We start from the raw sequence: 12,623 nt of genomic DNA, 5'->3' as shown, positions 1-12,623 counted from the left end.
AAACGGTTCAGGCCGTCTTGCCGGTAATGAACTCGCTGTACGGCAGCGTTTCGATCCAGGCGCAGAAGGCCCGCCATTCCGGCAGCCGGTGCGTGCGGCGCTGCAGATAGATCGTTTTGAGCTGACGGTAGTTGGTCGTCATGCGAGCGGTAAGACGGAAGCCGCAGGGATTGGAATAGAGAATCTGCAAGTAGCGTTCGTTCAGCTCCGCCTGCAGCGTCTGCTTTTCCGCAGGATCTTCCGTTTCCTTCATCCGGGCCTGCAGGTCGTTGTAAGCCTGGACTTTTTCCTTCATGATCTGAACCATCCGCGGATCGACGTAATCAATATAGGCGCTGTCCAGATCAAATTTCGTAATCCGGTGCATCGTCGACTGACTCGATACGAAGTCGAGGAAATGGTAGCGCTCGGCTTCCACCCAGGCTTTGTTGGTCAGCGTCAGATCCATCTGCACGATGATGCCGTTCATAAAATTATCGTGGCCTTCGCCCTGCTTGCTGGTGGCGAGCTTGACGACGGTCGGGGTGACGTCCTCGCTGATCTTGCCCAGATCGGTCGCCATTGGGTATTTGCTTCCACGCACGCTTTCTTCCAAGCCGTAAACGTGGACGCGGGAAATTACTTCTTCATAGTTCATATTTTCTGTTCCTTTCTGTGACGTTGTTCCAGAACCATCGCGAGCATCGCAATGTCGGCCGGCGACACGCCGGAGATGCGGGAAGCCTGGCCCAGAGTGTGCGGCTGGATCGCCTTGAGCTTCTGGCGGCCTTCCAGCGAAAGATGCTGCACCTGATCGTAGTCCAGATCTTCCGGCAGGACCACATGATCCATCGCCATCATCTTCTCCGCTTCCTTGCGGGCTTTGTTGATATAGCCTTCATATTTCAGTTCGATTTCCGTCTGTGCGGCGGCAGCGGCGTCGAATTCAAAATCCAGCGCCGGTTTCAGCATCGCCACGGTGATGTGCGGCCGGCGGACGAGTTCCTCGGCGCTCACCCCATCGGTCAGCGCGGCATAGCCGACCGCTTCTAAAGCATCCTGAATCGGACTTTTCGGCGTCAGCCGGCAGGTCTTCAGCTGCTCCTTGAGTTGTTCAACCTGAGCACGGCGGCGTTGATAATCCTGCCAGCGTTGCTCGCTGATGCTGCCAAGTTTGTAGCCGTAGTGCATCAGGCGCTGATCGGCGTTGTCGTGGCGCAATAGCAGGCGGAATTCGGCCCGGGATGTCAACAGCCGGTAGGGTTCCTGCGTGCCTTTGGTGACCAGATCGTCGATCATCACGCCGATGTAGGCTTCATCCCGCCGCAGCACCAGCGGCGGTTGATTGCGCAGCTTGAGCACGGCGTTGATTCCGGCCATCAATCCCTGCGCGGCGGCTTCCTCATACCCGGATGTGCCGTTGATCTGACCGGCCGTAAACAGATTCTCCACAACCAGCGTTTCCAACGACGGTTTTAGCTGAAGGGGGTCGATCGCGTCATATTCGATTGCGTAGGCGTATTTGCGGATGACAGCGTGTTCCAGTCCCGGCAGTGAATGGACCATCTGTTCCTGCAGATCGCGCGGCAGCGAGGTGGAAAAGCCCTGGACATACGTGGTATCCAGTGATTCCGATTCCGGCTCCAGGAAGATCTGATGGCGCGGTTTATCGGAAAACCGCACGAGCTTGTCCTCAATCGAAGGACAATAGCGCGGGCCGACGCCTTTGACAACGCCGGAATACATGCTCGACTTTTTCAGATTCGTCAGAATCAGTTCATGGGTCTGGGGTGTCGTATAGGTCAGATAACAGAGCTTCTGATCTTCCGGTCGGCGGATGGTGCGGGTCGTCGTGGAAAAGGCGACGAACTGATCGGTGCCGGGCTGCGGTGTGGTCTTGGAAAAATCAATGGATTCCGTCAGCACCCGCGGCGGCGTTCCGGTCTTTAACCGGAAGGTTTTTAAGCCAGCCTGACGCAGCGATTCGGAGAGCTTGTTGGTGGTTGGTTCCCCATCCGGACCGCTGGGCGTCACTTCGCTGCTGATCATGACCGAGGAACTCATGTATGTGCCGGTGGTCAGAATAACAGCCCGGGCGTCTATTGTCTGACCGTCCTCCATGGTAATGCCGGTAATTTTCCCGTTTTCAACAAGGATCCCGGTACAGATTCCCAAAATCAGCTGCAGGTGCTCCTGATGCAGAATTTCTTCCTGCATCTGTCGGGCATAAGCAAGCTTATCCGACTGCACCCGCAGCGACTGCACCCCCGGGCCTTTGGTCGTATTTAACATCTTAAACTGTAAGGCTGTCTGATCGGCAGTGATGCCCATCTGACCGCCCAGCGCGTCGATCTCCCGGACGACGATGCCCTTGGCCGGGCCGCCGACGGAGGGATTGCACGGCATCTTGCCGATATTTTCCAAACTTAACGAAATCAGCGCCGTTTCACATCCCAGACGAGCCGCGATCAGCGCCGCTTCAATTCCGGCATGGCCGCCGCCCACAACGATGACATCCAGCATGTTTGATCAAATCCTTTCTTCTCCCTGATTTAAAGCGTCGATTGCCCGCGTAACCTCATCAGGCAGCGGTTCTTCACCGACGATCTCAAAATGCAGCGGAATGTGATATTCACTCCACCGGGAAAACTCCAGCTTCATCAGCGCGCAGTGGCCGATCAGATACTGCAGCTTCCGGTAGAAGTCTTTTGAAGTATAGACGAATGGGATCAGGATTTCAATCCTTTCACCCGTATAACAGACCAGTTCGGTTTTACTGCCCTTGATCAGCTCGATAATCTTTTTTTCTTCCGCTTTCTGATCCATCGTCTGACGGGCTAAGCGGCGCAGCCGCTTTTTCTCACTTTCGGTGTAGAAGGAATCGCCGGCCTTTTCGATGATCTGCGACAGCTGGTGCTTGATCTGTTCTTCTTCAAGGTTGAAGTTTTGACCGAGTGTCTCACTCATCGCTGCCATCCACATATCGACGCCGGTTTCCTTGGCTTTGTTCAGCACCTTGGAGGTCGCCTGCGGATCTTCCTTATCCAGATAGATATAGCTCTCCACTTTATTGGAAATGGCAACGCCAATCTCGCTTAAATAAATCGGCGCCTGAAAAAACACAACATCGGTGAGATACAGGCAATTCATCAGTTTTGGCATTTTCTTATTTTTGGAAACCTTGACGATCGCGTCATACAGTTCATCTTCGCTGGCATAGCCGTTTTCTGTGCCATAGACGTTCCACATCTGACGAAAACTGAGGGTATGGGCTTTTTGAAACCTACCGTAGCCCACGATTCCTTTCTCGCGATGACGTCCGCGCTCGCTGCCTTTGGCCAGAAAAAACAACAGGTCGCCCGGTTTGAAATCAGTAAATTTTTTGGAATTGCTGGGACGCCAGAAATTCATCGTCCGGTTTCCGTTCAGGCGATGAAATTCGATCATATTCCGGTCTGTAATGTATGCGATGGATGCCATGAAAACTCACCTCTATGCCTATTATTTTACCATTTTCCTGAGCCTGTGAAAAGAAAACAAAGTTGAACAAGCCCGGAAGTTGCAGGAATTTTTCAACGGTTTTCATATCCAGAAATCACAGATTCCTAAATATCCTGTTTTATTCTCATTTTAATCAATTTATTCGTGCCGCATTGCTTTGTAAAAAAGTTTAGATGAATATTATTCAAGTTCATTTGTTTGTTTTTGATGATCCTGGCAAAAAAAGATGAAGCTATTTTTAACGGCTTCATCTTGATTGAAATTCAATTTTATCCGAGGTTTCCGGTATTTCTGACCGCCTATTTTAAGACTTAGAAAATACCGTAGGAAATACCCTTTTCGTTGATCCCCATGTGCAGTGCTGCCGGATCCTTCGGCAGACCTGGCATCGTCATGATGTTTCCCGTCAAAACAACGACAAAGCCCGCGCCGGCGGAAATCCGCAGTTCCTGAACGTGAATATCAAACCCTGTCGGACGGCCGACGATTTTCGCGTCGTCTGTCAGAGAGTTCGGGGTTTTCGCCATGCAGACCGGCAGCTTATCCCAGCCTGCCCGTTTGTATTCTTCCAGCTGAGCTTTAGCCCGATCGCTGAAGATGACAGACCGCCCGCCGTAAATCTTTCGAACGATCGTGTCGATCTTTTCTTCCAGTGACAGATCGAGATCGTATAACGGTTCAAATTTGGAGTCTTCTTCACACATTCTGACAACTTCCTGCGCCAGATCGACAGCGCCCGCTCCGCCGCTGGCCCAGGCGTCGGATAAGACAACGCGGTGGCCATTGTCTTTGCACCAATTCAGAATCGCATTGACTTCCGCCTGCGTATCGGCGCTGAACTTGTTGATCGCGACGATATACGGCACGCGGTACTGCCTGATGGATTCGATATGCTTTTCCAGATTTTTAATTCCTTCCAGAATTGCCGGAACATTCTCTTCTTTCAGCTGATCTGCCGGCACGCCGCCATGCAGCTTCAGCGCTCTGGCCGTTGCGACAATGACGACGGCGTTCGGTTTCAGTTCGCCGTAGCGGCATTTGATATCAAAGAATTTTTCGGCCCCCAAATCTGCGCCGAAGCCTGCTTCAGTAACAACATAGTCTGAAAGCTTCAGTGCCATGCGGGTCGCGATCAGACTGTTGCATCCATGCGCGATATTCGCAAACGGACCGCCGTGGATGAATACCGGCGTTTTTTCCAGAGTCTGAACCAGATTTGGTTTCAGCGCTTCCTTCATCACCAGCGTGACCGCGCCTTCGACCTTGAGATCGCCGACCGTGACCGGCTGATCGTCATAGGTATAGGCAACGACCGCCCGGCTGACGCGTTTTTCAAAGTCCTGCAGGTCTTTGGACAGACACATGATCGCCATGATCTCCGTTGCCACGGTGATGATGAATCCATCTTTGCGTTCTACGCCGTTTGTTTTTTTATCCTGAGCGATCGTTATGCTGCGCAGCGTCCGATCGTTCATATCCAGACAGCGCTTCCAGACGACCTTCGTCGGATCAATGTTCAATTCGTTCCCCTGATAGATGTGATTATCCAGCACCGCGCTGATCAGATTGTTTGCCGCGGTGATCGCATGCATATCGCCGGTAAAATGCAGGTTGATTTCCTCCATCGGCACCACCTGGGCATATCCGCCGCCGGTCGCACCGCCCTTTAAACCGAAAACCGGGCCCAGAGAAGGCTCACGCAGACAGCCGATGACCATTTTGTTGATCTGAGCCAGACCGTCGACTAAGCCGATCGTCGTTGTCGACTTGCCCTCGCCGGCTTTGGTCGGATTGATCGCCGTGACCAGAATCAGCTTGCCGTTGCGGTTATCCGCAATCTTGTCCATGATTTTCAAATCGATCTTCGCTTTGTTTTTGCCGTACACTTCAAGGTAATCAGAATCAATCTTGGCCTTTCTTGCAATTTTTTCAATATTGTCCATCGTGTTTTCCTGTGCGATTTGTAAATCTGTTTTCATGTTAATCCCTTCTCTCTTATTTAAGACTTTTGCGTCCTTCGAACGCTTTGATCAGCGTCAGTTCGTCGGCATAGTCCAGATGGCCGCCCATCGGCAGACCGTGCGCGATGCGGGTGACAAGCACCCCTTTTCCGGAAAGCAGCTTGTCCAGATACAGCGCTGTGGTTTCACCTTCGATTGTGGCGTTGGTGGCGATGATCACTTCTTCAGTTTCCGGGCTGATTCGCTCCAGCAGCGCGTCGATATTCAGATCTTCCGGCATGATTCCCCTGGATGTGGAAATCAAACCGTTGAGGACATGGTAAACGCCGGCGTATTCCTGCATTTTTTCCATGGCGATCACGTCCTTCGGCGACTGCACGACGCAGATCATCCGCGGATTGCGATTTTCATTCTGACAGATCGGACATTCGTCCTGATCGCTGATGTTGCCGCAGATCCGACAGCGCTTGATGTCATTCTTGCAGCTGATTAACGCCTGAGCGAACAACTCAACTTGTTCCTGCGGCGCATCGAGCATCATAAAGGCGTAGCGTTCGGCTGTCTTGGCGCCGACGCCCGGCAGCAGCTGAAAGCATTCGATCAGTCGTTCAAATGACTTCGGATACATGCAATCAGAAAGCTCCCGGCATCTTGACGCCCTGCGTGATTTTATTCATCCGTTCTTCTTTATCTTTTACCGCGGCGGCCAGGGCTGCGTTCACCGCGATCATCACAGTATCCTGAAGCATCTCTTTGGAGTCTGCGGACAACAGATCTTCGCTGATCTCAATGCCGGTAACTTCCATCTTTCCTGTCAGCGTCACCTTTACCGCATCGCCGCCAGCTGTGGCCGTGTATTCTGTCGCTTCAATCTCTTTTTCTACCTTACCGATCTGATTCTGCATCTGCTGCGCCTGTTTTAATAAATGTTGAATGTTCATTTGTTATTCCTCCTCGATGATTTCGACATTTTCGGCTCCGAACAAATCGCACAGTTTTTCAACCACGTCCTGTTCTGGTTCCGTTTTCTCTGTTTTTCCGACTTCCTCGTCAATTTCTACCGGTGCGACCTGAGCCGGTTCCGGCAGTGTTCCGCTGCGCGAGCGGGCGAGGAAATCGTTCGTTTCTATTTTAAACTGTTCCTGCGTAATCGCAAAGAGTTGTTTTTTGATTTTCAAGCTTTCATAACAGAATTGATTGATCTGCGATTTCATTGCCGGATCGTTGATCTGATTGGCCAGCGCCTGATAGGATACGCAGATCAGGATATAGTTTTCTCCGCATGCAACAATTTTCCCATTGCGCAGCAGATTGGCAATCCGCGCACAGTTGAGATCACGGTCACGGCACTTCTGATCAATCAGTTTCCACTGACTTTCATCTTTCATCCGCATTTCTTTATTCGCGCCGGCCAGAAGCTGCATGACAAATTCATAATCCAGCGGCAGAATTTCGAACTCCGGATGGACCTCCGCCGGTTTTTCCTGAACAACGCTTATGTTTTCTTCCGGCGGCGTCGGTATGGACGGCGCTATTTCTATCGGCGGTGCTTCTTCCGTCAGATCGGCTTCCTCGTCTGTTCCCTCAGGCATGTTCGAAATTTCAATCTGCGGTTTAGCCGGGGACGCCGGCGCCGGAGCGGGTTTTACCGGCGCTGCGGCCGGTTGGGTATAAACGGTCTGAACCGGTGCGGCCGGGCGTTGGCTTGAATCCAGTTCAGCCATCATTTTCAATACCGCGACTTCAAAATACGATGCGGCGCTGCTTGCGGTCCGGTATTTTTCCAGAGTTTCCATCAGAATGTCAATCAGCGCTAATAACTCGCGCGAACTTTTGCCGCTGATGATCGTATTGGCTTCTTCTTCGTTAATCTTATTTAAAAGAGTCACGTCCTGCGTATAGATGAAAATTACGCATTCCTTCAAAATTTCGATGAAATCGGAGGTCAGACGTTTAATATCGACGCCTTTTTCATTAAGCGTGCGGATTTTTTCCAATAACAGCTGAGCTTGATGCTGAAAAATCCATTGCAGCATCTCAATTTTCTCACTCACTGTCGTAATTCCATAGATTTCATTGACATGTGCGGCGGTGATATGATTTTGAGCATAGGCGATACATTGATCCATAATGCTCAAAGCGTCGCGCATTCCGCCGTCAGCCAGTTGGGCAACCAGACGCAGCGCTTCATCGTCGCATTCAATATGTTCCTGTTCCAGAACACTGCGGACACGGGCCATGATTTCATTCTGACTTACTTTTGAAAAATCATAGCGCTGGCAGCGTGAAATAATGGTCGGAAGCACCTTCTGCGGTTCTGTCGTCGCCAGAATGAAGATGACGTGAGACGGAGGTTCTTCCAAAGTTTTTAACAGCGCGTTGAAGGCGCCGGAGGACATCATGTGAACTTCGTCGATAATATAAACTTTATAGCGTCCTTCCAATGGGGCATATTTTACTTTTTCAATGAGTTCCCGGACTTCGTCGACGCCGTTGTTGGATGCAGCGTCAATTTCCACGATATCGGGATGATTTCCCTGTTGGATTGCCAGACAGCTGCGGCATTGATTGCACGGTGCATTCTGTTGATCCTCGCAATTCACCGCTTTGGCCAACAGCTTGGCAATGGTCGTCTTCCCGGTCCCGCGGGGACCGCAGAACAAATATGCATGGGCGATTTTATTTTGCTTTACTGCGTTTTTCAGCGTCGTGACAATGTGCTGCTGACCTACGACTTCTTCAAAGGAGGATGGTCGATAGGTTCGATATAGTGCTTTATAACTCATGCCTGATTCCTCCTTCGCTGACTTACTTATTATAACAAAAATGAGTCGTCATTAAAATGAAAACCCATCTTTTTACGATATTCGTTTCTGTTATTTTCTGGCGTTTTCGCTGGCCTGTTCCGGATGGGAAAAATCTTTTGATTTTTCTTCTTTCAGGCCCTTTTTCTTGGCCCTTTTTTGTTTAAAGAACGTTTTTAACAGGGCTGCGCAATCCTCGCCAAGCACGTCTTTCGTCACTTCGGGATAGTGATTGAATCCTGGGATATCATAAAGGTTAAAACAGGTTCCAACACTGCCGCCTTTGGGATCCGCAGCGCCGTAAACCACCCGGGCAATGCGCGACTGAAGAATGGCTCCGGCACACATCGGACATGGTTCCAGCGTCACATAGAGAATACAGTTTTCCAGCCGCCAGGAATTCATTTTCCGGCAGCCTTTCTCAATAGCGATGATTTCCGCATGAGCCAGCGCAGACTGCTTCTTTTCGCGCAGATTATGTCCCCGGGCAATGATCTTTCCCTCATGGACAAGCACCGCTCCAATGGGAACTTCGTCGATCAACTCTGCTTTTTTTGCTTCTTTGATCGCCTGACGCATGAAATACTCATCATTTTTATCTTGTTTGTTCTCTGCCATGTTTTGAACCTCGATTCAAGAAAATAAAAAGGGTACACACAAACAGAGATTCTTATGGCTGCTACCTTCCGGTCCTGACCAGGTTCAAATATGTTTGTTGTACCGTTTATTATTATACTCAATCCTTGCTTAAACCGCAAGTGACTGTCTGTCTTTTTTGACACAAACTCTTTTCAAGTCTTAATGAGGAAATTATGAATGTTTCACGTGAAACACTCCAGATGAATTCAAAGAAATATCCTGTTGTTTAATAAACCATGACACATCTATCGGCTTCTTATGATTGTTCTTGTTGGGTTTTAGTTTCTTACAACGCGGATGACTTTTCCCAATCCGACAGCTTCTCTTCCTTCCATGATCTGAAACATTTGACCTTTCCTCACCTGATCATAGTGACTGTCCTGAAAAGTGAATTGGATTTTCGCTGTCGACCATGTTTCAAATTCTGATATGGAACAATCAATAAATGTTATACCCCAGTATTCATCCGGATTCTGCCCTTCAAATAAAGCATCAGGCCGATATCCAATGACAGGCAGATGTCGGCGCTTACTGGAATAAAAGAACACTTCTGACAGGATGACTTTGTTATCTTCCATAAGTATACCTTTCCTTTGTTATAAACTAAAAAGTTCGTATTGTTTTTAATTTAACTTTGTTTTACAAAACAATTTACACAGAAAGCGATTGAACAAAGCGCAATCTTTTAAATGTCTTCATCTTTATTTTGAGATTATAAACCAGTTTTTATTGTCTGATAACCCTCTCTTGATGGATTGCCATCGCAAAACTGGATTTTATCATCATTGAGATCATAGATCACAGACCAGACTGTATCTCCGCCGCGTCGACGGTCATATTGACATAAAAATCCTTGTTTTCCTTTTAATACCTCTTTTAAATATTCCATACTCAGCACATTTTGATGTTGAAAAGCTTTCTGACACGTTTTTAATCGCAGCCCTGATTCCATATCATCAATATTTTCTGGATTAGCTGGTTTCATGGCGTCGCTGACAAACTGATTTACTGAATATAAGATGGAATGAGATTGAATAATCTCGATATGCTGCGCACTGCATTCGACAACCGCTTTGTTGCCTGTGCTGTCAGCCATCGTTAAGATCTGAGATGAGCCGATCTTCATTTTCTTTAGCCTGGTAATTGCTTCATTTACGTTTGCACAGTGTTCTAATAAGATCCTGACGATCATTCCGGCGTTTAAACCAAAATGCTTTTGTGCGCTGTATACGAAAGTCAGCCCAACTGCGAGTCCTTTTTCATTCATGCCGTCTTCCATTTCAACAAAACCTGTTGTGTTTCCTGTAAAAGCATAGCCTGACGCAGGTTTAATTACGCAATGACTATACATTGGCTGCATCGCAGTCAAAAAATCACTGTTTCTTCCTAATAAGAGATGCCCGCGGTGATCTAATCCTGTAATGCAGGTACAGAAATTCATCGCCGTATAAACATACATGCTTAACAAGAATTGAGTCAGTACCTCCGCATCACATCCATTTCCTTGCGCCACTCCTTCAATTTCTTCCAGAATCGCCGGATAATCAGATTTATACAGGAATTTTACTGATTCACTGTATTCTTTTCGTTCTTTCGTTCCGGGAGGCAACGTTGCGGACAGATTAACGCCCAGTTCTGCAAAATATTTTCCATATTGAAAACCAATCTCTCGTGGAGTTCCAACTAAGTTTAAATTGTTCATCTTCTATTTTCTCCTGATTTCAGGAGCTGGCGCCAACCCCACAATTAGGATAACTGAATAAAAATTACTTGTCTATGCTTAAATTTTATTCTTAATTTTCTTTTTCCTTTTTCAAAGCTCACCTGTTTAATCTTATGTTTCACGTGAAACATTTGATATGGCTGTTATTATTTGATGTTACTCAATTACATTCTTTTCCACTGCATAAGAAGCTCAATTTCGCCTGTTTTCTGATCCATAAGCCGTTCACCAATAACAAAGCCTTCCTTAAGATAAAATTGCAACGCTCTTTGATTCTTTTGATATACGCTCAGCGTCAATTCTTCATTTCCTGTCTTAGCCCATTCGATTAAAGAATGTCCAATCCCTCTTGATTGAAAATCAGAACTTACAAATAAACCTTCAATTCTTGTTTCATTCATTCCAATGAAACCGACGATATGTCCATCAATTTCCGCGACTTGAATAAGACTGTGAGGGAGCATTTTTCTCACTTCTTCTTTATTCTCCTTCCAATAATCTGATTCAATAAAAGAATGAGCCTGAATATTGCTTTCCAACCAGATCTTAACAACATAATCAAGATCGTCTGTTCTCATAGTTCTTAACATATTTCCTCCAAAGTAATGAAAAAGGAGAGTTATCTCCCCTTTTCATACTATTTCTTCTCGATTTTTGTCTTTCCGCCCATATACATTCTTAACGGTTCAGGAATATTCACCGTTCCGTCAGCGTTTAAATTGTTTTCCAGGAAAGCAATCAGCATTCTTGGCGGAGCTACGACTGTGTTATTCAGCGTATGGGCAAAATACTTCCCTTCCTTGCCCTGAACACGAATGCCTAATCGGCGAGCCTGCGCATCGCCCAGATTAGAGCAGCTGCCTACTTCAAAATACTTCTTCTGACGCGGAGACCAGGCTTCTACGTCGCAGCTCTTTACTTTCAGATCTGCCAGGTCGCCAGAGCAGCATTCCAGCGTTCTGACAGGAATATCCAGTGAACGGAAGAAATCGACCGAGTTCTTCCACAGCTGATCATACCAGTATTTTGAGTCTTCCGGCTTGCAGACAACGATCATTTCCTGCTTTTCGAACTGATGAATTCGATAAACGCCGCGTTCTTCAATGCCATGCGCACCCACTTCTTTACGGAAGCATGGGGAATAAGACGTCAGCGTCTGCGGAAGCTGTTCTTCATCAATAATCGTATCAATGAACTTGCCAATCATGGAATGTTCGCTGGTACCAATCAAATACAGGTCTTCCCCTTCAATTTTATACATCATGTTTTCCATTTCCGCAAAGCTCATGACGCCTGTGACCACGTCGCTGCGGATCATAAATGGCGGGATGTAGTAGGTAAAGCCACGGTCGATCATGAAATCCCGCGCATAGGACAAAATTGCAGAATGCAGACGGGCAATATCGCCTTTTAAATAGTAGAAACCATTTCCACTCGTTTTTCTGGCACTGTCCAGATCAATTCCATCAAACGACTCCATGATCTCCGTATGATAAGGAATCTCAAAATCAGGAACGACAGGCTCGCCGAATTTTTCAATTTCCACGTTTTCACTGTCATCTTTGCCAATCGGGACTGTTTCATCAATGATATTCGGCAGCACAAGCATAATCTTTTTGATCTCCGCTGCTAATTCTTCTTCCTTCACTTCCAAATCAGCCAGCTGCCTTGCAATATTGGCAACCTCTTTCTTTGCTTCTTCCGCTTTTTCTTTTAAGCCCTGCTTCATAAAGCCGCCGATCTGCTTACTGATGGCATTCCGCTGTCCCCGCAGACTATCGCCGTCGGTTTTCGCCTTCCGGAACTGACGATCCAATTCGACCACCTTATCGACTAATTCCAATTTTTGATTCTGAAACTTCTTTTTAATGTTTTCTTTGACTACTTCTGGATTTGTACGCAACAAATTGATGTCCAGCATGACTATTTCCTCCTTTTAACATAAAAAAGGCCCGCCCACTCAGGGACGATGCCTCGTGTTGCCACCCTAATTACCAATGTTTCACGTGAAACATC

At 47.7% G+C, this 12,623-nt stretch carries 12 protein-coding genes, 1 other RNA gene and 1 other annotated feature (1 of these 14 cut by a window edge); all 13 genes read right to left on the bottom strand.

Annotated features, from left to right (window positions below; translation table 11 throughout):
* Window positions 1-7: 7 nt before the first annotated feature.
* The 13 genes from I2D94_RS02505 to serS all read right to left on the bottom strand — a co-directional run bounded on the left by I2D94_RS02505 (window position 8) and on the right by serS (window position 12,528).
* On the bottom strand, window positions 8-637 hold the full coding sequence (locus I2D94_RS02505; protein ID WP_195395494.1) for a hypothetical protein: 630 nt from the start codon (window positions 635-637) through the stop codon (window positions 8-10).
* On the bottom strand, window positions 634-2,502 hold the full coding sequence (gene mnmG / locus I2D94_RS02500; RefSeq protein ID WP_195395493.1) for a tRNA uridine-5-carboxymethylaminomethyl(34) synthesis enzyme MnmG: 1,869 nt from the start codon (window positions 2,500-2,502) through the stop codon (window positions 634-636). The genes I2D94_RS02505 and mnmG overlap by 4 nt, the downstream gene beginning before the upstream one ends.
* Window positions 2,503-2,508: 6 nt before the next feature.
* The gene (locus I2D94_RS02495) at window positions 2,509-3,459 is read right to left on the bottom strand and encodes a hypothetical protein (RefSeq protein ID WP_195395492.1); all 951 of its coding nucleotides are present in this window, start codon (window positions 3,457-3,459) and stop codon (window positions 2,509-2,511) included.
* 332 nt (window positions 3,460-3,791) lie between these two features.
* Window positions 3,792-5,459 carry a formate--tetrahydrofolate ligase gene (locus I2D94_RS02490; protein ID WP_072685166.1) on the bottom strand — a complete coding sequence of 556 codons (1,668 nt, stop codon included), beginning with the start codon at window positions 5,457-5,459 and terminating at the stop codon, window positions 3,792-3,794.
* Between the two features lie 16 nt (window positions 5,460-5,475).
* Window positions 5,476-6,069 carry a recombination mediator RecR gene (gene recR, locus I2D94_RS02485; RefSeq protein ID WP_072685167.1) on the bottom strand — a complete coding sequence of 198 codons (594 nt, stop codon included), beginning with the start codon at window positions 6,067-6,069 and terminating at the stop codon, window positions 5,476-5,478.
* A gap of 4 nt (window positions 6,070-6,073) precedes the next feature.
* On the bottom strand, window positions 6,074-6,382 hold the full coding sequence (locus tag I2D94_RS02480) for a YbaB/EbfC family nucleoid-associated protein (protein ID WP_072685168.1): 309 nt from the start codon (window positions 6,380-6,382) through the stop codon (window positions 6,074-6,076).
* A gap of 3 nt (window positions 6,383-6,385) precedes the next feature.
* Entirely contained in the window at window positions 6,386-8,227 is a 1,842-nt protein-coding gene (gene dnaX, locus I2D94_RS02475; protein WP_072685169.1) for a DNA polymerase III subunit gamma/tau, read from the bottom strand.
* 90 nt (window positions 8,228-8,317) lie between these two features.
* Window positions 8,318-8,863 (bottom strand): tRNA adenosine(34) deaminase TadA, encoded by a 546-nt coding sequence (gene tadA / locus I2D94_RS02470; protein WP_072685170.1) that lies wholly within the window; start codon window positions 8,861-8,863, stop codon window positions 8,318-8,320.
* 16 nt (window positions 8,864-8,879) lie between these two features.
* Window positions 8,880-8,977, bottom strand: an RNA gene (ffs, locus tag I2D94_RS02465) — signal recognition particle sRNA small type.
* Window positions 8,978-9,162: 185 nt separating this feature from the next.
* On the bottom strand, window positions 9,163-9,462 hold the full coding sequence (locus tag I2D94_RS02460; protein ID WP_072685171.1) for a hypothetical protein: 300 nt from the start codon (window positions 9,460-9,462) through the stop codon (window positions 9,163-9,165).
* Between the two features lie 134 nt (window positions 9,463-9,596).
* Entirely contained in the window at window positions 9,597-10,586 is a 990-nt protein-coding gene (locus I2D94_RS02455) for a C45 family autoproteolytic acyltransferase/hydolase (RefSeq protein WP_195395491.1), read from the bottom strand.
* Window positions 10,587-10,771: 185 nt separating this feature from the next.
* Entirely contained in the window at window positions 10,772-11,197 is a 426-nt protein-coding gene (locus I2D94_RS02450) for a GNAT family N-acetyltransferase (protein WP_195395490.1), read from the bottom strand.
* A 47-nt stretch (window positions 11,198-11,244) separates the two neighbouring features.
* Window positions 11,245-12,528, bottom strand: a complete 1,284-nt coding sequence (gene serS, locus I2D94_RS02445; protein WP_072685174.1) for a serine--tRNA ligase — start codon at window positions 12,526-12,528, stop codon at window positions 11,245-11,247.
* 38 nt (window positions 12,529-12,566) lie between these two features.
* Window positions 12,567-12,623: a binding site (T-box leader), on the bottom strand (it continues 145 nt past the right edge of the window).

Source organism: Holdemania sp. 1001302B_160321_E10 (genome assembly GCF_015552275.1).
GTDB lineage: Bacteria > Bacillota_I > Bacilli_A > Erysipelotrichales > Erysipelotrichaceae > Holdemania.
This window is presented reverse-complemented; position numbering and strand designations above follow the sequence as displayed.